The sequence below is a fragment of the Actinotignum sanguinis genome, assembly GCF_003957255.1.
Lineage (GTDB): Bacteria > Actinomycetota > Actinomycetes > Actinomycetales > Actinomycetaceae > Actinotignum > Actinotignum sanguinis.
The window spans coordinates 1-20924 of sequence record NZ_QDIE01000008.1 but is presented as its reverse complement, the minus strand read 5'-3'; the positions used below and the strand labels follow the sequence as shown (position 1 = coordinate 20924).

Genomic DNA, 20924 nt, shown 5'->3' with positions numbered 1-20924 from the left:
GGGTAGCCGGGGTAGCCGGGGTAGCCGGAGTAGCCGGGGTAGCCGGGTTTATCGGGTAGCTATCCACAATTTTCCCGAACGCTGCGTGTATCCACAGCTCGCGGGCCCGTGGCTGCGTTCGCGGAAAACATGCGGCACGCTGGAGCCATGTTTGTTGCTGCGCTGCGCTCCTGGGCCACTGCTCTCGGTGACCTTATCTTTCCGCGCTGGTGCGCCGGATGCGGGGCCTGGGATACCACCCTGTGCCCGGTCTGCACCCGGGAGGTAGCCGGCAGCTGGCGCGGCGGGGAAGGCCGCGCTCCGGCCCTCATGCAGATCCTCCCCAACGGTGATGAAGAAGCCCTTTTCCCGGTTTTCGCCCTGGGGGAGTATATCGGGGTACGCCGGCAGGCACTCCTCACTTGGAAACACGGGAACGACGCCGCACTCACCGCCCGCTTCGCCACTCTTTTCGCGCAGCGCTGCCGGCAACTCGCCCCGCTGTGGGAAGGCACGGCGCTCAGCGTTATTCCCGCGCCCTCCGGGCCGGCGCGCCACCGGTCCGGGCGTTTCATCGCCGGGCATTTAGCGCAAGCCGCAGTGCGGGGGCTGGGTGCCGGGGGAGTAGATGCGCGGGCGGCGCCGGTGCTCCTGAGCGGTGAAGCCCAGGGTGGTGTGCCACTTGGTGTTGGCAACGGTGTGCTTAGCATGCTGCCGGCGCAGTTGCGGGACCGGGTGGTACACGCGGCAAAAGAAAAGCGGGCCCGGGCCGGACAACGTCACCTTGCCGGGCAGCACGAGCGGGCCGCAAAAGGCCGCGGAATCCGGTTGCGCCCGGGTATCACTATCCCCGGGCGGGTTATCCTCGTTGATGATGTTCTGACCACCGGTTCTACCCTGGCTGGGTGTGCCCGTGCCATCGCGCAGGCGGGTGGGCAGGTGCTCGCGGCCTTGGTCCTAGCCCTGGCTCCGGATCCGCGTCCAGCGAACTCGCGCACAGCGTTATCGCTGCTCCAGCCCTTTCCGAATGTTGTGAACTGAACTACACTTAATGCCAAGAAATAACGGTGCCGGCTGCGTTAGCGGGTGAAACGAGCAATGGCGAACGTTGATCCAGGCGCGCACCGGGTGACCCAGGATAGGGGGTGGTGCCTCTCTTATCCGCGTGAGAAGCGGGCATTTTTTTCAGCGGGCCACGCGCCCGCCACTACATCCCAAGGAGGACACCGTGGAGATTATCGTCAAGGGTAGGAACACTGAAGTTTCGGACCGTTTCCGCAATCACATTGAAGAAAAAATCGCGAAGGTGGAACAGTTCGCTCCGCGCGCTCAGCGCGTTGAGGTAGAGGTGTCGAAGGAAAAGAACCCCGCCTAAGCGGATAACTCGAAAGTTATCGAAATCACGGTTATTGACAAGGGCCCGGTTATTCGGGCTGAGGCCTCAGCTGCTGATCAGTACAGCGCCCTCGATCTAGCATCCGGAAAGCTTTTTGAGCGGCTGCGCCGCTCGCGTGATCGCCGCAAGTCCCACCGGCGCGTGGTTGAGAAGGTGGGCGAACCGCTCACGCTTACCGCGGAGGATCTCGCGGCGGAAGCCCAGGCGGAGTCAACACCCGAAGTAGAAGTGGAAGCAGCACATCCCACCCGTCCCGAAACTGCCGGGGAAGCGGTAGAAACCCAGCTGGGGGATTCCCCGGTTGTGGTGCGCGATAAGCTCTACGAAGCCAATCCTATGTCCGTGGACCAGGCTCTCTATGAAATGGAAATGGTGGGGCATCCCTTCTACCTCTTCATTGACGAAGAAACGAAGCAACCGTGTGCGGTATACCTGCGCCACGGCTGGACCTACGGGATTATTCGTCTCGATACCACGGTGCACTAAGCACCGCACCCGGCGGCGGCTCGTGCCGCGCTTCCCGCACTGAAGAGCGGGATACTACTAGCGGAATACAAGCGGGCCGAAGCCGCGAATACACACCAAGGCGAGGGATCGAGCGTCATGCCCGGTCCCTCGCCATATGCCCGGCTCATACCCGACCATGCGCAGCCGCCTTCGACAACAGAGTGCAACGCTATCTACATAATTAATAGGATTTCATGTCGTGAGGTTGCATCCTGTGGGATTCGCTGTTCTCGGGTTGCATCCTGCGAGCCGCGATGTCGAGGCGTTGCTTTTTGAGAGCCTCGGCAGAACTGACTGCCTATCATCGGATCGGATCACAAAATGGTACTGGAGCTACAGTCACCACCCGGTTTTCTGTCGTGCAGTACCATTCTGTGCGGCTCGATGTTCCCCAGTACCACCCTGCCCGCAGTGAGCGCGGCTCGCTAAGATAGGGGAGGTGAACGCAGAAGGAGAGTTAGCCGTGACACATACATCCCCCGCCCCGGAGCACGCCACGTCGCATTCCGCATCGGAGCAGGATTCGCCGGCAGCAACCAAACAGGCCACACCCGAGCAAGCCACACCCGAGCAAGCCACACCCACGCAAGCCACACGGGAACGCCCCTATCGGGTAGCGGTGATCGGCGCGGGACCGGCCGGGATTTACGCCTCGGATATCCTCAGCAAATCCGATATCCCGGTCAGCATTGACCTTTTCGATAAGCTCCCCACCCCTTACGGTCTGGTTCGCTACGGGGTTGCCCCGGATCACCCGCGCATCGGCTCGATTATCAAAGCCCTCCATGCCATCCTCAAGCGTGGCGATATTCGCTTCCTCGGGAACGTAAAAATCGGGGAAGACGTCCACATGTCTGAAATTCACGAGTTTTACGATGCCGTCGTCGTCGCCACCGGCGCCGATCAATCCGTACCCCTCGATATTCCGGGCGCCGATCTTCCGGAAGTCTACGGGGCCGCAGATTTCGTTTCTTGGTATGACGGCCACCCGGATGTGCCGCGCACCTGGCCCCTCAACGCCCGCAACGTCGCGGTGATCGGAGTGGGGAATGTGGCCCTCGATATTTCCCGCATCCTCGTGCGGTCTGTGGATGACCTGCGCGCCCACACCGATATTCCCGAGAATGTGGAGTGCGGGCTACGCGCCAACCCTGTCGAACACGTGCATATCTTTGGGCGGCGCGGCCCGGCCCAGGTGAAGTTCACCCCGCTTGAGCTGCGCGAATTGAGCGAAGTGGCCGGGGTGGATATCCAGGTGTATCCCGAAGATTTCCAATACGATGCCGGGTCTCAAGAGGCTCTGGATTCCTCAAAGATGACCCGTCAAGTGGTGGACCTCCTCACCGACTGGGTTTTCAACGACCCGGAGGAGATGACCTCCCCGCGTCGAATTCATATTCACCTCATGCAGGCCCCGGTGGAAATCCTCGGCACGGATCACGTGACCGGGATCCGCATGGAACGCACCCAGCTGCGGGGGGACGGCACCGTGGCCGGCACCGGAGAAACCGTGGATTACCCGGTAGAAGCGGTCTACAGCGCTATCGGCTACGCTTCCGAGCCGCTGGACGGGCTGCCCTGGGATCCGATCCATCGGGTTATCCCGAATGTGGAGGGTCGCATCGTCACCGAAACGGGGGAGACCATGCCCGGCTACTACGTGACAGGGTGGATCAAACGCGGCCCCGTTGGCCTGATCGGCTCCACGAAATCCGATGCGCGCCAAACCATTCGCCACCTTATTGCCGACGCTCAAGCTGGGATCGCGCGCGCCACCGGGGATGGCTCGGGCGGGCGTGGGCTTCTCGACCTCCTCACCGAACGCGGTGTGAAATGGACCACCTGGGAAGGGTGGGAGCTCCTGGAAGCTTTCGAAGAAAACCTCGGAGCCCAGCAAGGGCGCGCCCGGGTCAAGGTGGTCAACCGTGACACGATGACCGCGATTTCTCGCGGGGAGTCGCACGACGGCGCACTTCTCTAACTATCCGCTTATCCCTCCCCATCCGTGACAGAAAGAAGAACGCTCATGCACGGCGAATACAAGGAACTCGGCCAGAAAATGGCGATTGTTGACCTCGATGTGGTCGATAACAAACTCGCGAATGTTCGCCTCTCCGGCGATTTCTTCATCGAACCGGATAGCGCGCTGTGGCGCATCACCGAAGCGATCCAAGGTCTGGACGCGGATTCTTCCGCGGAGGCCATCACCCAGGCGGTGGAGGCGGCGGTGCTGCCCACCGATAACCTTTTCGGGCTGAGCTCACGCGGAGTTGCGGTAGCGGTGCGGCGCGCGGTGGGCCACGCTCTGGCCTGGGAAGATATCGATTTTGAGGTTCTTCACACCCCGGTCATCCACCCCGTTCTCAATATGACCATGGATGAAACCCTCCCCGAAGCGGTGGCGCGCGGGGAACACAAGCCGTTCTTACGCATCTGGGAATGGGATCGCCCGCTCGTGGTTATGGGCTCCTACCAGTCCTATTCCAATGAAATTAATCAGGACGGGGTGGATCGCCACGGCATTACCGTGGGGCGGCGTATCACCGGCGGGGGCACCATGTTCATGGAGCCGGGCAACTGCATCACCTATTCGCTGGTGGTACCCACCGCGCTTGTTGATGGGATGTCTTTCCTGGAGTCCTATCCTTTCCTCGATTCCTGGGTGATCGAGGCCCTTGCGCGGGTGGGGGTAAAAGCACACTACGTCCCCCTCAACGACATCGCCTCCGACCGTGGCAAAATTGGCGGAGCGGCCCAGAAACACTTCGCGACAGGCTACATGGTGCACCACGTCACCCTCGCATATGACATCGACGCGGACAAGATGATGGACGTGCTCAATATGGGAAGTGTGGGCAAGAAGAACCGCGGGCACCGCTCCGCGAATAAGCGCGTGGATCCCATGAAGAGTCAGACCGGGATGGCGCGCGATGCCATTATCGAGGTGTTCAAGGAAGTTTTCACCCAGAAATACGGGGCGAGCCAGGGTGAGATCACCGCGGAGGATCTGCGCGTGGCCCAGGAGCGTTACGACAAGAAATTCTCCACCCCCGAATGGATTCACCGGCTGCCCTAAAGGCGAGGAGAGTGGTGGTGGCCACGTTCCCGCCTCAAAAGTTGACAGTAACTTTCCTCCCTGGGTAATCTCATCTGGTGCCTTACGGAAGGGCGGTGAGTTAGCCTTTCTTCCGCGGGTGATAAATACTTCTTCGGAAGTTATATTGGCGGGTTTCCCGAGCGGCCAAAGGGACCTGACTGTAAATCAGATGCGTTACGCTTCGTAGGTTCGAATCCTACACCCGCCACGAAATGTCGAAATGGTTGATCTGTTTCACATTTCTCTCACTGTTGGTTTTTCAGCGTGAATCGAGTAAGCTTGGTACTCGTTGCGAAATCGGCATCGCCCCGATAGCTCAGTCGGCAGAGCGTCTCCATGGTAAGGAGAAGGTCAAGAGTTCGATTCTCTTTCGGGGCTCCGTTGCCGCCTCATGCGGTGACATGAGGCGGGGTAGCTCAGATGGTCAGAGCGCACGACTCATAATCGTGAGGTCGCGGGTTCAATCCCCGCCCCCGCTACTGACTACCAGTAGGGCACAACCTTGAGGAGAAAAAGGAATGGCTAGCAAGTCTGCTGACGTGCGTCCCAAGATCACCCTCGCCTGCGAGGTGTGCAAGGAACGCAATTACATCACGAAGAAGAACCGCCGCAACGATCCGGATCGTCTGCAGCTCAAGAAGTACTGCTCGCGGTGCAATGCCTCCACGAACCATCGCGAAACCCGCTAAAAGCGCGGTGGTGTGATGGTCTCTCACCGGGCTTAGCCCGGTTGGGATGGCACAGCTCAAGGGAAGCCTCAATGGCTTCCCTTTTTGCTTTTCCGGTGGCCCGGGCTGCGCCGTCGTTCCGATAGTGCGCGGGCCACAGCTGCGCCGTCGCCGCTAAAGCCGTAGGCTAGAACAATGAGCTGTACTCTTCCCGAACCTCCCGAACCGCATCACGTGAGCGCGCCGGTCCTCTCCACCCGAGCCCGCCGCGGTGCAAGCACCCTCGCTGAACTCACCACTATCGGCGTGGGCGGTACGTTCACCGAACTCGTTGAAGCCACCACCGAAGCCGAGGTGGTGGATACCGTGCGCCGCGCGGACGCGAGCGGCATCCCGCTCCTCATGATCGGGGGCGGCTCGAATATCCTCCCGGCCGATAGCCATTTCGACGGGATTGTGCTGCGCGATATGCGCTCTGGAATTGTGCTGGACTCGCTGGGTAGCTGCGAAGGCGCGAATTTCTCCGTGCTGCCTGGAACTCCGTGGGATGACCTCGTGGTCCACGCGATCTCCCAGGACTGGGGCGGTTTTGAGGCGCTTTCCGGTATCCCCGGGAGTGTTGGAGCGGCGCCGGTGCAGAATATCGGGGCCTACGGGCAGGAAGTGGCGGCCACGCTCGCGCGTCTCAAGGTCTATGACCGGCGCGAAGAACGCATCCGCACCCTGTTTCTTGCGGATATGCGCCTGGGGTATCGCACCTCGATCCTCAAGGAAACCATTGGGGAATACGGGCCTAGCCCGCGCTATATCGTCCTCGAGGTAACCTTCCAAACGAAACTTTCGAATGTGTCCGATCCCATCGGCTACGCCCAGCTGGCTCGCCGCCTCGGGGTGGAGCTCGGGGCGCGGGTGCCTTCGGACCGGGTGCGCGAGGCGGTGCTGGACTTGCGCGCCGGCAAAGGTATGGTCCTCAATAACGCCGACCGCGATACCTACTCCTGCGGTTCCTTCTTTACCAATCCGGTGCTCACCACCGCGCACGCGCAGCGACTTCCGCACGATGCCCCGCGGTATGAGGTGCACGACGCCGCGCACGCAACCCTGAGCGGCGGTGTTCCGGTGGTCGATGGGCTGGTCAAAACGTCCGCCGCGTGGTTGATTGAGCACGCCGGGTTCACCCGCGGCTACGGGCACGGCCCGGCGCGGCTCTCCTCCAAGCACACCCTGGCGCTCACCAATGCCGGGGGAGCTACCGGTTCCCAGTTACGCGCCCTCGCCCGGGAAATCCAGGCGGGTGTGAAAGAAGCTTTCGGGGTGGTCCTCCACCCCGAACCGGTGGTGCTCGGCGGCCTCGAGGCTTAGTTATCTGCCTCCAGCCACGCATCAACCTCCGCGAGCCAGGTGCGCTTAGCGGAGGCCGAGGCGAAGGAGGCCCGGATGGAACGCCGGGCCAATTCGGCCAGTTCGGAATCGGAAAAACCCTGCCGGCGCGCAATATCGTACTGGTCGTTGAGGCGGGCCAGGAAGAGTAGCGGGTCATCGGCACCCAGGGCAATGAGCGCCCCGGCATCGAAGAGGGTGCGCAGGGGAACATCCTCATTTTCTCGGAACACTCCGAGCGACACATTCGAGGCGGGGCAGACTTCCAGCGCGATTCCGCGCTCCACAATTTCGGCAATGAGGCGGCGATCCTCGGCGGCCCGTACCCCGTGCCCGAGCCGGTCCGGATTCAGGTGCGTGATGACTTCGCGCAGATGCTCAGGGCCGAGCAATTCCCCGCCGTGGGGAACGGAACGCAGTCCGGCTCGCCTGGCGATGCGGAAAGCTGCCTCAAATTCCGCGGTGCGCCCCCGCCGCTCATCGTTGGAGAGCCCGAAACCCACGACCTCACCGGGGGCGTCCCCGGCGTAGCGGGCAGCCAGGCGGGCCAGGGTGCGGGCATCAAGGGGATGACGGGTACGTGAGGCCGCCACGATGATCCCCATATCAACACCGGTATCCCGGGTGGCCGCTTTCGCCTCGTCTAGGACAATTTCGAGGGCCGGGGTAATACCGCCGACGTAGGGTGCGTAGGAGGTCGGGTCGATTTGAATTTCCAGGCGGCGTGATCCTTCCGCCCGGTCGGCTCGGGCTGCTTCGCGTACGATACGCCGCATTGCTTCTTCGGATCGTACGACGGCGCGCGCAGCATCATACGCACGTTGGAATCGGAACCATCCCCGCTGGTCCGCGGGCACCTGCATCGCCACGTTATCGGTCAGGTTCTCGGGCAGGCGCACGCCGGCGCTCCGGGCCATATCCACGAGGCTGGGCACGCTGAGCGAGCCGGTGAAGTGCAGATGCACATGGGCTTTGGGGAGGGCTGCAAGGTCACGCACCCCTCCATCTTCCCACGCCGCGCGCCCGCATTGTGCCACCGGGGTGGATGCGGCACTATTGTTCTATGGCTGCATCTTCGGAAAGTGCTGATTTGGCGCTGCTCACCGGCCCGGACGCCGGGTCGATGCTCGCCACCGCTCTTCCCGCTTGGCAGCTCAGTTCTTGGGCGGTCCACCGCGTCAATCACCGCCCCGGGGCCGGAGTGACGGTCAGCTACACCGTGACCGCCCGCGCGCGTGGAGAAGGCGGGCGTCCCACCGGTAGCCCGCGGGAAAAATACCTCTGCGCCTCCACCGCGCAGCTCTCTCAAACCTTCACCCCGACCCTCGTTCGCCTCACCCACCGGGACACCGCCGTCTGGGTGTGGGAATACCCCAATGATCCAGAGCTTCCCGCCTTGCCGCTGGCCGTCACCCCGAGCCGGATATCGGCATTTTTGGGAGAAAAAGCTGCGGTCGAGCTCAAGAGCTACCGGCCTACCAGGCGCGCCGTCGTCAAAGTCACCACCCGCAGTGGCGGAAGTGTGTTCGCGAAGGTGCTGCGCCCGCCCGCCGCGCAATCCCTGGCCAAACGCCATCGCATGCTCGGGGAAGCCGGGGTGCTGGCCCCGCGGGTGGTGCGCGAAGACCCGAGCGGCCTCGTCCTTATCTCTACCCTCCCGGGCGAACCGCTGGCGAATTGGCTGGCGCGCGGGCTGGGGGAGCACAGCATCGCGCTTTTCGACACCCTCTGGAATCTCCAAGAAAGCCTGCCGGCCGCGGCCGTCCACCTCACCCACCGGCCGGCCTGGGCGGACCGGGTAGGTCACTACGCGCACGCTGCCGCGGTTGCGCTCCCCGGTATCGCAGCTCGTGCCCACGCGGTAGCCAGCGGGGTGACGCAGATGATGGCCAGCCTCGATCCCGGACCCATCGTGCCCGTGCACGGAGACTTCTACGAAGCCAATATTTTCGTGCAGCGCGGCCCGTCCGCTCCAGCATTCGTGCCCGCACCCGCACCCGCACCCGCGGCCGCTCCAGCATTCGCGCCCGCACCCGCATCCACCCCCGCGCCCACCGGGTGGATCGCCGGGGTTATTGATGTGGATTCCCTCGGCCCGGGGTACCGGGCCGATGACTGGGCCTGCTTGCTCGGGCATATGAGCGTGCTGCCTCACCTGGCTCCGACCGCCTATCCGCACCTGCGTTCCATCCTGGGGCAGTGGTGCGCCCTACTAGAACAGCGTTTACCTGCCGCCCCCGTATACGCGCGGGCTGCCGGAGTGACCCTCTCCCTTGTTGCCGGGGCCGCGCGCACCGACGGCACCCGCTGGGAACACGATGCCCTCGGGAGGCTGCGCGAAGCCGAACATTGGCTCTCACGGGCTCGTTACCTGGCCGGATACGGGGGGAATGCCTATTCGCGCGGATAGCATGCGCGCCCGATGCGCCCGCGGGCCGGCGGGCGGCGTCGTCGCCGTGACCGTGTGTAGTGCGTGCCTGAATATTCACGCGCGTACCGCGCACCCACCGCATATCCCACGCACTGTTAACCTCCGCGTTACATTCTGATTGCTTTCTGGTAAATGAATTAAGTGAATCTAGGAGGGCCCACGTTCTGTTAGAAGGGATAAAAGGACAATGGGATCCTCACATTTCACTGCCCGGCGCGCGGTGGCAGCAGCAGCTGTTGCCGCGGTCGGCTTCTCGGCGCTCGCGGGAGGTGCCGCTTCGGCGGAAAACACCACCTACCGCACCGCAAACGGGCCGGAAAACTGCGTAATTTTCGATTCGCAAGGAAACGTTATTCCGCCCAAACCCGGTGATTGCGCGCAATTCGGTAAGGCGGGCCAGGGGCGTTCCAACGCCAAGGCCCGCAACGTTATCCTCATTATTGGTGACGGCATGGGCCAGTCGGAAATTACCGCGGCCCGCAACTACCTCAAGGGCGCCTCGGGGCGTTTTGAAGGTATTGATGAGCTCACCTCTGAAGGCATGTACACGCACCATTCGGTCAATAAGGATGGTTCTTTCAATTACGTGACTGATTCGGCCGCCTCGGGTACCGCCTGGGCCACCGGTACGAAGACGTACAACGGAGCTATCGGCGTGGATCTGGCCGGCAAACCGGTGCAGAACCTCATTGAGCAGGCCAAGAATGCCGGAATGCGTACCGGCAACGTGACCACCTCCGATATTCAAGATGCCACCCCGGCCGTGATGGGTGCGCATTCCACCAGCCGCAGCTACTACGCTCCCTCCGGGAAGTCGAAGCCGGCCAAGGGCGCGGATCTGCGGGAAAACGGCGGGCTCGGCTCCATTTCGGAGCAAATTGTGGACACCCGCGCCGATGTCACCCTGGGTGGCGGTGCGAAGTACTTCGATGCCACGGTGACCACGGCCTCCGGAAACACCAACCCCTTCCTCGAGGGCGCGGCCAAGTACAACACCCAGTGGGAAGCCAATAAGTCGGTTGTTGATAACGCCCGCGCGAACGGTTTCCAGGTGGCAACCACCGCGGATGAACTCGCGGGAATCACCAAGGCAAACCAGGAGTCCCCGGTTCTCGGACTCTTCGCTCCCTCGAATATGACCACCGCGTACAAGTCCTCCACGGCGAAGGTGGGCGGGGCCAAGGCCAATCCGCTCACCTGCGAAAAGCAGGATATTGGCACCCAGCCCGAGCTGGTGGATATGACCCGCAAGGCCATCGAGCTGCTCGATGATCCGAGCGCGGAAAAGGGCTTCTTCCTCCAGGTCGAATCTGCCTCCATTGACAAGCGCGATCACGCTTCGGATGCCTGCGGGCAGATCGGGGAAACCGATCGCCTCGACCAGGCCACCAAGGTCGCCCTGGACTTCGCGAAGAAGGACGGCCAGACCCTCGTTATCGTGACCGCGGATCACTCGCATACCGCGCAGATTGTATCCGACGGCGACGACCACGTGGGCCCCGTGACCCGCCTGACCACCGCCGATGGTTCCCCGATGTCCATCCTCTACGGCACCACTCCGGTGCGTGAGGACGGCACCAATTCCGGTTCCCAGCAGCACACCGGTGCGCAGCTGCGCGTGGCGGCCTACGGCCCCGGCGAAGAAAACGTGCTGGGCCAAACCGACCAAACCGACCTTTTCTACACCATCGGTAATGCGTTGTCGCTCAACGCCGAAGCCTCCACCGATGCCAGCGATGCCAAGCTGGCCAAGCCGGTAGCTGGCGGGGCCAAGATGGCCATCGCCGTGGACGAAAACGGCAAGGTGACCGTGCCGGCCCCCGGTGACTTCGCCCAGTACGGGAAGAACGGCGAGCAGCGTTCGGATGCCAAGGCCAAGAACGTGGTGCTCTTCATCGGTGACGGGATGGGTGATTCGGAAATCACCTCTGCCCGCAACTACCTCTACGGTGCGAACGGGCGCCTGCCCGGTATCGATAACCTCGAGTACACCGGTTCCTACACCCACTTCTCCATTGACCGCGACGGCGCCATTAACTACGTGACCGATTCGGCCGCTTCGGGCACCGCCTGGGCTACCGGCACGAAGACGTACAACGGCGCTATCGGCGTGGACCTGGCGCAAAAGCCCCAGGAGAACCTCCTGGAGAAGGCGAAGCGGGCCGGGCTCAAGACCGGTAATATCACCACCTCCGAAGTGCAGGATGTGACCCCGGCGGTGATGGGTGCCCACGTGACCAGCCGCTCGCATTACGCTCCCTCCGGGAACGCGAAACCGGCCAAGGGCTCGGATCTGCGTGAAAATGGCGGAATGGGCTCGATTTCCGAACAGCTCGTGGATACCCGCGCGGACGTGACGATGGGCGGGGGCGCGAAGTACTTCGACGCCGAAGTCCAGGTGTCCGGTACCTGGGGTGAGACGACGCGGTGGACGGCCGGTAAGTCCGTGCTGGAAAACGCGCGTGATAACGATTTCCAGATTGTGACGACGGCGGAGCAGATGGCTGCCCTGACCGAAGCCAACCAGGATAAGCCGGTCCTCGGCCTCTTCACCCCCGGTAATATGCCGCGCATGTTCAACGAGTCGGTCCCGACTCCGGGTAAACCGGAAAACTACGAGACCTGCACGATCAACCCGAAGCGCACCGCCGATGTTCCCACCCTGGCGGCCATGACCCAAAAGTCCATGGATCTGCTCAAGAACGACACCGGATTCTTCCTCCAGGTGGAAGCCGCCTCGATTGATAAGGCTGATCACGGCGCGGATGCTTGCGGTCAGATTGGTGAGCTGGATGATTTGGATCAGGCCGTTGCGGTGGCGCAGCGCTGGGCCAAGGAGAATGGCGAGCCCACCCTTATCCTCGTGACTGCCGATCACGCCCACACCTCGCAGATCGTGGGGGTGGGAAGCACCACCTCGGGCGTGAACACCATCCTCAAGACGGTGGATGGCGATTATATGCAGATGTCCTACAACACCGCGGCCTCCAATGAGGTGGCGCGCGGCGGCCAGGGCCACACCGGCGCGCAGCTGCGTATCGCGGCCTCGGGTCCGGGCGCAGAAAACGTGATCGGGCGTACCGACCAGACCGACCTCCACTACACCGTGGCGAATGCGCTCGGCCTGGATAAGGAATCGCAGCCGGTTGTCAACCAGTTCGTTAAGGAAGGTGCGAATCCGGATCCGAGCGTGGAGCCGAGCGTTGACCCCAGTGTTGATCCGACCGTCAATCCGACGCCGGATCCGACCGTGGATCCCACCCCGGATCCCACCCCGGATCCCAGCGCTCCGGTAACGCCTTCCGATAACGGAAACACCTTCTACGTCTCCAACAACTGGACAGCCACCGTGGCTCAAGCTGTGTTCAGCTTCGGACGCGCGGGCGACGACGTATTCGTGGGTGACTGGAACGGGGATGGCAAGGATAGTTTCGCGGTGCGCCGCGGCAATACCTTCTACGTTTCCGATACTCTCCAGGGTGGCAAGGCACCCGTTGAATTCTCCTACGGTAAGGCCGAGGACACCGTGCTCGTGGGTGACTGGAATGGCGACGGTAAGGATACCTTCGCGGTCCAGCGCGGCAATACCTTCTACGTAGCGAACTCGCTCAAGAGCGGGGACGCGGATGAAGTCATCAGCTACGGCCGCTACGGGGACACCCCGCTGGTCGGTGACTGGAACGGGGATGGCAAGGATAGTTTCGCGGTGCGCCGCGGCAACGCCATCTTCGTCAAGAACACCATTGTCTCGGGGAACGCCGATACCCAGTTCTCCTACGGTAAAGCCGCCGATGAAGTCTTCACTGGAGATTTCGACGGTAATGGCACGGACACCTTCGCGGTGCGCCGCGGCAACGCGCTGCTCGTGAAGAACTCCCTCAGTGCGGGACCGGCCGATCTCACGCTCCATTACGGGCGCGTTGCTGACGAACTCTTCGTCGGTGACTGGGACGGTAACGGCACCGACACTCCGGCGGTGCGGCGCTAAATACCAGCGCTAAACTTGCCTGACTAACGGGTAACAACACTGTGGGCCGCGGCGGAAACGTCGCGGCCCACAGGCGTTGAAAAGAAGGCTGTTAGGCGAAGTACTCGCGCAGTCGCGCCATGCCTTCGGCCAGCTCGGCATCGGAGAGCGCGTAGGAGAAGCGCAGGAAGCCGCCCACCCCGAAAGCCTCCCCGGGCACCGCGGCCACATTAATATCGCTGAGAAGCTGATCGGCCAGTTCCAGGGAGCTCGTGGCGCGGCGGGGGCCCGTCCCGCCCAGCAGGCCTGCGACGTCGGCAAAAACATAGAAAGCACCATCCGGGGGCGCAACGTTCACCCCGTCGATACTGGCCAGTTCGCTGACGATGCGGCTGCGGCGCCGCGCGAAGCCCGCGCGCATCTCCTCAATGCGGTCGCGCGGGCCGGTGAGCGCGGCGATGGTGGCACGCTGCGCCACATTATTGATATTCCCGGTCAGATGCGAATGTACCCGTTTGACCGCGGCGATGACGTCCGAGGGGCCGTAAAGCCAGCCGACCCGCCACCCCGTCATGGCGAAAGACTTCGAGACCCCACCGATAACCAGGGTTTGCTGGGCCAGTTTGGGAACTTCGGCCAGCGGGTAGGCCGTGCGTACCCCGTCGTAAGTGAGGTGTTCGTAAATTTCATCGACCACCAGCCAAATCCCGTGCTCGAGGGCCCAGGCGCCGATGGCGCGCACTTCCGCGGCGCTATAGACCGCCCCGGTGGGGTTGGTGGGTGAGCACAGCAGCAGCGCCTTCGTTTTATCGGTGCGGGCCGCTTCGAGCTGCTCCACGCTCACTTTGAAGCCCTGCGCCGGGGGCGCGTACACCTCGGTGACGGTACCGCCGAAGAGCTTAATGACTTCCGGGTAGGTCACCCAGTAGGGGGAGGGGAGGAGCACGTTATCGCCCGGGTCGATAAGCGCCGCCCAGGCTTCAAAGTTCGCTTGCTTGGCGCCGTTAGTAACGACGACGTCGCCCGGGGAAATCCGCACCTTCGCATCGAAAGCGACTTTGGCGCAAATCGCCTCGCGCAGTTCCGGCAAGCCATTGGGATCGGAATACTTGTGATTCCGGATATCCCCGGTGGCGGCGGCCGCTGCGGCCACGATATGAGCCGGGGTGGGGAAGTCCGGTTCCCCGGCCCCGAAGGAAATAATGGGGCGGCCGGCCGCCCGCAGCTCACGCTGGCGGGCATCCACCGCGAGAGTGGCGGAGGGCGCAAGGGCTTCCAGGCGCGCAGAAACGCGGCGCGGGGTCTTCGACGTCGGTGTAATACTCACCCTCCCATTAAACACTGTTCTGGATGGAGCTGTGACCTTTCTCCAAGGACAGGGACGGAAGTGGACGTCCGGAGCGTTATCGACTATGCTATTCCGGGTATGACGGCCTTACGGTCGTGATGCACCAACGTCCACCTGGCGGCCGGCGCTCGCGGAGCATTCCGGTTTCAGGCATAATGGTGGAGTTGCCAACCTAGGGTAGTGGCGCAATTGGTAGCGCATCGGTCTCCAAAACCGGCGGTTGGGGGTTCGAGTCCCTCCTACCCTGCTCCTGCCCCGCCAATACTGACGGGGCATTGTTACGACGAGGAAAAGGACGCACTGTGAAGGAAGTTGCAGCATCCAAGTCCTCCAAGGGCGCTGCGGAGAAGAAGGGTTTCTTTGCCCGGCTCGCGCAGTTCTTCCACGAAATCTTCGGTGAATTGAAGCGCGTCCAGCGCCCCTCCCGGGAGGAACTGGGGCAGCTGTTCACCACGGTGGTGCTCTTCATTCTCGCCGTGATGGTCTTTATCGGAATCTTCGATCTTATTTTCGGTCGCGCCACCGTCTGGATCTTCGGGTAGGTCCAGAACCAGGGCCGGCCCCAAGAACAGTGAGGGAACAGCGTGTCTGAGAACGTTACCGAACACGGCGATCTTTTTATGGAACCGGGTGCCACCGCGCCTGCTGCGGAGGCTGCTCCCAGCGCGGATTCCCTCACCGATACCACCACCTCGGAAGCTGTAGCCGCGGAAGAAACCGCCGGTGCCACTCTTGAAGAAGCTCCCGGAGCCGCTGCGGAAACTGGCGAGTCCTCCGAAACTGAGGCCCCTGCACCCGCCGCGGATGCCGCTCCCCGTTCTTCCAAGAAGGACAAGAAGAAGGACGGCATCGTCACCGAAGAAGAGGTGCGAGCCAAGCTTAAGGGCCTGGAAGGCCGCTGGTACGTGCTCCATACGTACTCCGGTTACGAAAAGCGCGTCAAGCAGGACTTGGAAGTCCGTCTCGTCTCCATGAACATGGAGGACTACATCTTCCAGATCGAAGTCCCCATGGAAGAAGTCTTCGAAGTGCGCCGCGGGCAGCGCAAGCTCGTGTCCCGAGTGCGCATGCCCGGTTACGTGCTTATTCGCATGAATCTCACCGATGATTCCTGGCGCGTGGTGCAGTCCACCAACGGCGTCACCGGATTCGTGGGCAATGGTCGTACCCCGGTGGCCCTCACCTTTGATGAGGTTGTCACCATGCTGACTCCCGTGGTGGAAGCCGCCGCGGCGGACGAAGCACGCGCGGCGGGCCTGCCCACCGGCGCGGCCCCGGAAACCATCGCTCCCTTCGAGGTGGGCGATCCGGTTACCCTCACCGCCGAACCGTGGGCCGGGATGCCGGCTACCGTTTCGGAGATCGACGCCGAAAACCAGCGCCTCACCGTTATGATGACCCTCGTCGGCCAGGAAACTCCGGTGGAGCTCTCCTTCGCCCAGGTGCGCAAGGAAGACTAACGCCCTCGTGGCCGCTGCGCCGTCGTCGTACTTTTATACTCGTGAGTGCGTATAGGCGTGCCCGTTTTGAGAAAACCTGCACGTATCGCGCGTCATTTTGCATAAGCTCCGCGGTGTGTCTCACACGGGCGGGGCTTTGTGCATCGCTCACTTTCCCGTAATATAGATAGGCGTGCCGTCGCTAGCCATTGCGACGGCTGTTCAATGAGAAAAGGACCAGATATGGCACCGAAGAAGAAGGTTGCAGGCTTCATTAAGCTACAGATTCCTGCCGGCCAGGCCACCCCGGCCCCGCCGGTTGGTCCGGCTCTCGGTCAGCACGGCGTGAACATTGTTGAGTTCACGAAGGCGTACAACGCCGCGACCGAATCCCAGCGCGGAAACATCGTCCCGGTGGAAATCACCGTCTACGAGGACCGCACATTTGATTTCGTTCTCAAGACCCCGCCGGCGGCGCAGCTCATTAAGAAGGCTGCCGGGGTGCAGAAGGGTTCTCCCACTCCGCACACCCAGAAGGTTGGGCACCTCACGGCTGATCAGCTTCGCGAAATCGCGAAGATCAAGGAGCCGGATCTCAATGCGAATGACATTGATAACGCCGCCCGCATCATTGCCGGCACCGCCCGCTCCATGGGCATCACCTCGGACGCTATCTAAATAGATAGCTGAGTTGTTGGCGGGGCGGCGCCGTCGTTCCACCACGAACCGAGACCACAACTTAACCGGACCTGAGAGCATCGAGCAACCGCGCTCTCAGCGTCTGCAGGTTCCCGCGCGGAACCGTGGAAGGGCCACGCAGGCTCGTTGACCACACCTGCACTAAAGGAGAAGCAGAAATGGCAAAGCGCTCGAAGGCATACCGCGCCGCAGCAGAAAAGATTGCGGACGGCGTGCTCTACACCCCCGCGGAGGCAATGCGCCTCGCGAAGGAAACGTCGGTGACGAAGTTTGACGCAACCGTTGAGGTTGTGTTCCGTCTCGGCGTGGATCCGCGTAAGGCGGATCAGATGGTTCGCGGTACCGTGAGCCTGCCCAATGGCACCGGCAAGACCGCCCGGGTGATCGTCTTCGCCCAGGGCGAGCGGGCCCAGCAGGCGATCGAAGCTGGCGCGGACGAAGTTGGCAGCGACGAACTCATTGAACGCGTTGCCGGCGGCTGGACCGATTTCGATTCGGCTGTGGCCACCCCGGATATGATGGGCAAGGTCGGTCGCCTCGGTCGCGTGCTCGGCCCCCGTGGTCTCATGCCGAACCCCAAGACCGGCACCGTTACCATGGACGTGGCGAAGGCTGTCAGCGATATTAAGGGCGGCCGTATCGAATTCCGCGTGGACAAGAACTCCAACCTGCCCTTCATCATCGGCAACACCTCCTTCACCGAGCAGCAGCTCCTGGAGAACTACGCTGCCGCTTACGAAGAGATCATGCGTCTCAAGCCGTCCTCCTCGAAGGGCCGCTACATTCTCAAGGCCACCGTGTCCACCACGATGGGCCCGGGTATTCCGATTGACGCTGCCAAGACTCGCGCCGAAGCCTAAGGTAGAGCTGCGGGCTCGGCAGTAATGCTGTAGCGCGAAAGGCGGGGATCCTCAGGGGGCTCCGCCTTTCGCGTTTTTTCTTGTCGTAACCGTGCTTTAGGCTAGAGCCGTGACTTCCCATCCGCGTGTACGTGACACATTGCTCGCCTGCCTCCTCATGGCGCTCTGCCTGGGGTGGGCGGCCTGGGCCTTCGCGCACAACCCGTCCATCAATCCCGTGGGGGAGTGGACCTACCTGGACTACTCCCTCAAAGCCTCCCACGGCAGCATTCCCGCTCCCGGGGATGTGATGGCCGCGCAGGCACGTCAAGCTTGGGCCTGTCACGCCCCGGCGGGCACGGCCATCACCCCGCCTCCCTGCGCGGCATGGGATCAGGTGGCCCCCGCGGAGTGGCCCTATCGTGCGGAAAACTACAATGCTTTCCACCCGCCGCTGTATTTTTTGGTCGACGGCGCCATCGCACGCCTGGCCGGTATGGCGGGACTGAGCTTTCTCACGGGGGCGCGCCTGGGTTCGGCCGTGCTGGTGGCTGTCGGCGTGGGGCTCTTCTATGCCGCGCTGCGCGCGTGGCGGTTGAGCCCGGCGGTGTCCTTCGCCGCGGCGCTTTTCTTCCTGGCAGTGCCCTCGGTGGCGGCAAGTGCCACCATGGTGCATAACGATGCCGTTGGTCCGCTGGCCGGTGCGGCCGCGGTCTGGCTGAGCGCGCGCATCATGGTGGGTAAAAAGACCGGCTGGGTGCTGCCCGCGCTTATAACCGCAGCTATTTGCCTTTCCCGAGTCATTTCCGTTACCGGAATTCTGGCCGTGCTGGTACCTGTCGCGCTTGCTATCTGCTGGCCGCGAGTGGCCGGATTCGGGCGCGCGGAGCGGCGGCCCCTCGCGGTGTTGCTCGGTACTCAGATCCTCACGGTGGCGGCCTGCTACCTGGGCTGGGATGCAATCCAGGGCGCACGAACTCCGGAGGGGTATGTGCCCGCTATTAACGCGATTTCCACCTCCCCGGTCAGTGAGGCTAGCACCGGAACCTTGCTTCTCAGCCTCCTCAATCCCTATGGCCTGACTAATCCGGGAGCGAAGTATCACTTCTCCCCGGAGCTCATCTCCGCTCCCACCCAAATCTGGGGGACGGCTGCCTACCTGATATTGCTGGCTGGCCCGCTGCTTGCCCTGGTGCTGGGGTTGCGTTCGGTGCGCGGGCGGGTTCTCGGGCTTTTGGGCGCTACCGGGCCCCTCATCGTCGGAGTGGTGGTCCAGGTGCGGGAAATTATCAACGGTGGCCTGTATTTCCGTTCCATTCCGCGCCGCTACGGAATCGCCAATGTGGCTGGGGCTCTAGCCGCCATCGCCCACCTCGCTGACCGGCCTATCTGGCGCGGTGTGCTCATGGGTGCGGGGGCGCTGGGTTACCTGTGTATGCTCGCTGGGCCGGTATGGGCCTAGCTGCGCCGTCGTACCTCCCGGCTGCACCCGTGAGGCAAGCCACGCTACTCGGCCTTGGCGTGGCCGCGCGAAAAAGATAGACTAACCGATGCCAAAGACCGCAGGTTCCAACGGGATCAAACTCGCACCGCGAGGCCAGCGCAGGTAAGAACAGAGCTGAATGTTGCCGTGCTCACGGCAGGTCATCCAAGCCCCGTGCCTTACCGCGCGGGGCTTTTTCGTTGCCGATCCTGCGGGTAAGACCGGAAGGAGGCCCCATGGCACGGACCGATAAGTCTGCAGCGATTGCGGAACTCAAGGAGCTCTTCGAGAACTCCACCGCTGTGCTGTTTACTGAGTACCGTGGCCTGACGGTCGGCCAGATGAAAGATCTGCGCCGGTCGTTCCAGGGTGGAGCTGTCTACAAGGTCGCCAAGAACACTCTTCTTGATATCGCCGCGAAGCAGGCCGGAATCGAGGTAGCGGAGGGGACCTTCCAGGGTCCGACCGCCGTTGCTTTCGTTACCGGTGAAGCTCCGGAAGCAGCGAAGGCTCTCAAGACCTTCGCCAAGGAGAACGAAGCCCTTATCCTCAAGGGCGGCGTGATGGACGGCGCTCAGCTGTCCGCAGACGACGTCAAGCAGCTCGCGGAACTCGAATCCCGCGAAGTCCTGCTGGCCAAGTCCGCCGGTGTTCTCAAGGCGCTCATGTACCAGGCAGCGTACGTACTCAACGCGCCGGCCACCAAGGCCGTTCGCACCATCGACGCCTTGCGCGCCAAGCAGGAAGCGGCTGCGTAGCCACTTCCACCTCGAGATATTCCGGATATCGGATATCACGAATATCTCGGAGTTTTCGCGGCTCGGCATACGCGTCGCGGAGCGGCCCTCAGCCGCGCACCCAGTTAGATCTGCCGGCCAGGTAAGTTTGCCGGCCAGATAGAGATCTGCTCGCTAGAGCGGAAAGGAAGGCCATCATGGCTAAGCTCTCGACCGAAGAGCTCATTGCAGCTTTCAAGGAGCTCACCCTCGTTGAGCTCAACGATTTTGTCAAGGCGTTCGAAGAGGAATTCGACGTTGAAGCCGCGGCTCCCGTTGCCGCCGTTGCCGCTCCGGCCGCTGCCGGTGGCGACGCCGGTGCCGCCGCCGAAGAAAAGTCCGACTTCGATGTTGTCCTCGAAGCCGCTGGCGACAAGAAGGTTGCGGTCATCAAGGAAGTCCGCGCCCTCACCTCCCTCGGCCTCAAGGAAGCCAAGGACCTCGTGGACTCGGCCCCCAAGGCCGTCCTCGAAGGTGTGGACAAGGATACCGCCGACAAGGCCAAGGAAGCCCTCGAGGGCGCCGGCGCCACCGTTACCCTCAAGTAACACGGCACGCCGAGTCATTCGGCTTATCGGCTGAGCAATTAGCCGGCGGGGCGCGAGCTTTGTGCTCGCGCCCCCGTTTTACAAGCGGATACGCCCCGGCGTATCCGCTTGTTTGTGTATGCGCTTCCGCGTGAAGTTCTCGACATCGCCGAGAGCGCGGCCTGCCCACTCACAAAGTGCAACGGCAACTACTTTAAGAAAGGGGGTGCGGACGGTTTCCTAGAGATTTTTAAGGAGATAGTTCAATGAATAAGAAACCGGGAGTTGCAAACGGGATCAGGTACTCCGCCAAAGACAAGCAAAGAGCTCTCGCCATCCTGGAAAAGCTTGGCTCTCTAAGGCAAACAGTCCTAGAACTGGGTTATCC

The 20924-nt window shown here is 62.5% G+C and carries 16 protein-coding genes, 4 tRNA genes and 1 pseudogene; 19 read left to right on the top strand and 2 right to left on the bottom strand.

All coding sequences use genetic code 11. The annotated features are described in order from the left end of the window. Positions 1 to 147: 147 nt before the first annotated feature. From DDD64_RS03385 to DDD64_RS03345, 9 genes and pseudogenes are all read left to right on the top strand, one after another. Positions 148 to 1020, top strand: a complete 873-nt coding sequence (locus DDD64_RS03385; protein ID WP_206435372.1) for a ComF family protein — start codon at positions 148 to 150, stop codon at positions 1018 to 1020. A gap of 187 nt (positions 1021 to 1207) precedes the next feature. Further along, a pseudogene (hpf, locus tag DDD64_RS03380) lies at positions 1208 to 1861 on the top strand (ribosome hibernation-promoting factor, HPF/YfiA family). A gap of 640 nt (positions 1862 to 2501) precedes the next feature. Then, entirely contained in the window at positions 2502 to 3863 is a 1362-nt protein-coding gene (locus DDD64_RS03375) for a ferredoxin--NADP reductase domain-containing protein (RefSeq protein ID WP_126135053.1), read from the top strand. A gap of 45 nt (positions 3864 to 3908) precedes the next feature. Then, positions 3909 to 4958: a lipoate-protein ligase small subunit gene (locus tag DDD64_RS03370; protein ID WP_126135022.1), complete on the top strand. Its 1050-nt coding sequence runs from the start codon at positions 3909 to 3911 to the stop codon at positions 4956 to 4958. Positions 4959 to 5105: 147 nt separating this feature from the next. Next, a tRNA-Tyr gene (locus DDD64_RS03365) sits at positions 5106 to 5187 on the top strand. A gap of 97 nt (positions 5188 to 5284) precedes the next feature. Then, positions 5285 to 5357, top strand: a tRNA-Thr gene (locus DDD64_RS03360). A gap of 27 nt (positions 5358 to 5384) precedes the next feature. Then, positions 5385 to 5458: transfer RNA gene (locus DDD64_RS03355), tRNA-Met, on the top strand. A 39-nt stretch (positions 5459 to 5497) separates the two neighbouring features. After that, the gene (gene rpmG / locus DDD64_RS03350; RefSeq protein ID WP_016443127.1) at positions 5498 to 5668 is read left to right on the top strand and encodes a 50S ribosomal protein L33; all 171 of its coding nucleotides are present in this window, start codon (positions 5498 to 5500) and stop codon (positions 5666 to 5668) included. Positions 5669 to 5842: 174 nt separating this feature from the next. Further along, complete coding sequence (locus DDD64_RS03345) at positions 5843 to 7009, top strand: UDP-N-acetylmuramate dehydrogenase (protein ID WP_126135021.1); 1167 nt, start codon at positions 5843 to 5845, stop codon at positions 7007 to 7009. On the opposite strand, the gene DDD64_RS03340 is transcribed toward DDD64_RS03345, so the two are convergent. Next, the gene (locus DDD64_RS03340) at positions 7006 to 8025 is read right to left on the bottom strand and encodes an adenosine deaminase (protein ID WP_126135020.1); all 1020 of its coding nucleotides are present in this window, start codon (positions 8023 to 8025) and stop codon (positions 7006 to 7008) included. The two genes, DDD64_RS03345 and DDD64_RS03340, sit on opposite strands and share 4 nt — an antisense overlap. A gap of 65 nt (positions 8026 to 8090) precedes the next feature. Here DDD64_RS03340 and DDD64_RS08900 point away from each other — a divergent pair, with 65 nt between their 5' ends. Both DDD64_RS08900 and phoA read left to right on the top strand, forming a co-directional pair. After that, on the top strand, positions 8091 to 9437 hold the full coding sequence (locus DDD64_RS08900) for a phosphotransferase (RefSeq protein ID WP_206435371.1): 1347 nt from the start codon (positions 8091 to 8093) through the stop codon (positions 9435 to 9437). 208 nt (positions 9438 to 9645) lie between these two features. Continuing rightward, entirely contained in the window at positions 9646 to 13446 is a 3801-nt protein-coding gene (phoA, locus tag DDD64_RS03330) for an alkaline phosphatase (RefSeq protein WP_126135019.1), read from the top strand. Positions 13447 to 13537: 91 nt separating this feature from the next. Here the strand turns inward: phoA and DDD64_RS03325 are convergent, their stop codons facing one another. Continuing rightward, the gene (locus tag DDD64_RS03325) at positions 13538 to 14746 is read right to left on the bottom strand and encodes a pyridoxal phosphate-dependent aminotransferase (RefSeq protein ID WP_407706484.1); all 1209 of its coding nucleotides are present in this window, start codon (positions 14744 to 14746) and stop codon (positions 13538 to 13540) included. Positions 14747 to 14947: 201 nt separating this feature from the next. On the opposite strand from DDD64_RS03325, the gene DDD64_RS03320 reads away from it, so the two are divergent. The 8 genes from DDD64_RS03320 to rplL all read left to right on the top strand — a co-directional run bounded on the left by DDD64_RS03320 (position 14948) and on the right by rplL (position 20557). After that, a tRNA-Trp gene (locus DDD64_RS03320) sits at positions 14948 to 15020 on the top strand. Between the two features lie 55 nt (positions 15021 to 15075). After that, complete coding sequence (gene secE / locus DDD64_RS03315) at positions 15076 to 15315, top strand: preprotein translocase subunit SecE (RefSeq protein ID WP_016443121.1); 240 nt, start codon at positions 15076 to 15078, stop codon at positions 15313 to 15315. Between the two features lie 42 nt (positions 15316 to 15357). Beyond that, complete coding sequence (nusG, locus tag DDD64_RS03310; protein WP_126135017.1) at positions 15358 to 16233, top strand: transcription termination/antitermination protein NusG; 876 nt, start codon at positions 15358 to 15360, stop codon at positions 16231 to 16233. Positions 16234 to 16455: 222 nt separating this feature from the next. Beyond that, entirely contained in the window at positions 16456 to 16890 is a 435-nt protein-coding gene (rplK, locus tag DDD64_RS03305; protein ID WP_016443119.1) for a 50S ribosomal protein L11, read from the top strand. 179 nt (positions 16891 to 17069) lie between these two features. Then, positions 17070 to 17771 (top strand): 50S ribosomal protein L1, encoded by a 702-nt coding sequence (gene rplA, locus DDD64_RS03300; RefSeq protein ID WP_126135016.1) that lies wholly within the window; start codon positions 17070 to 17072, stop codon positions 17769 to 17771. 109 nt (positions 17772 to 17880) lie between these two features. Then, entirely contained in the window at positions 17881 to 19212 is a 1332-nt protein-coding gene (locus DDD64_RS03295; RefSeq protein ID WP_126135015.1) for a glycosyltransferase family protein, read from the top strand. 257 nt (positions 19213 to 19469) lie between these two features. Continuing rightward, positions 19470 to 19991: a 50S ribosomal protein L10 gene (gene rplJ, locus DDD64_RS03290; protein WP_016443116.1), complete on the top strand. Its 522-nt coding sequence runs from the start codon at positions 19470 to 19472 to the stop codon at positions 19989 to 19991. A 176-nt stretch (positions 19992 to 20167) separates the two neighbouring features. Then, positions 20168 to 20557 (top strand): 50S ribosomal protein L7/L12, encoded by a 390-nt coding sequence (rplL, locus tag DDD64_RS03285; RefSeq protein WP_016443115.1) that lies wholly within the window; start codon positions 20168 to 20170, stop codon positions 20555 to 20557. Positions 20558 to 20924: the final 367 nt, after the last annotated feature.

Bases quoted from the DNA above. Each gene is read 5' to 3' on its own strand.
- DDD64_RS03385 (WP_206435372.1), top strand. From the start codon at position 148: ATGTTTGTTGCTGCGCTGCGCTCCTGGGCCACTGCTCTCGGTGACCTT.
- DDD64_RS03370 (WP_126135022.1), top strand. From the start codon at position 3,909: ATGCACGGCGAATACAAGGAACTCGGCCAGAAAATGGCGATTGTTGAC.
- rpmG (WP_016443127.1), top strand. From the start codon at position 5,498: ATGGCTAGCAAGTCTGCTGACGTGCGTCCCAAGATCACCCTCGCCTGC.
- DDD64_RS03345 (WP_126135021.1), top strand. From the start codon at position 5,843: ATGAGCTGTACTCTTCCCGAACCTCCCGAACCGCATCACGTGAGCGCG.
- DDD64_RS08900 (WP_206435371.1), top strand. From the start codon at position 8,091: ATGGCTGCATCTTCGGAAAGTGCTGATTTGGCGCTGCTCACCGGCCCG.
- phoA (WP_126135019.1), top strand. From the start codon at position 9,646: ATGGGATCCTCACATTTCACTGCCCGGCGCGCGGTGGCAGCAGCAGCT.
- rplK (WP_016443119.1), top strand. From the start codon at position 16,456: ATGGCACCGAAGAAGAAGGTTGCAGGCTTCATTAAGCTACAGATTCCT.
- rplA (WP_126135016.1), top strand. From the start codon at position 17,070: ATGGCAAAGCGCTCGAAGGCATACCGCGCCGCAGCAGAAAAGATTGCG.
- rplJ (WP_016443116.1), top strand. From the start codon at position 19,470: ATGGCACGGACCGATAAGTCTGCAGCGATTGCGGAACTCAAGGAGCTC.
- rplL (WP_016443115.1), top strand. From the start codon at position 20,168: ATGGCTAAGCTCTCGACCGAAGAGCTCATTGCAGCTTTCAAGGAGCTC.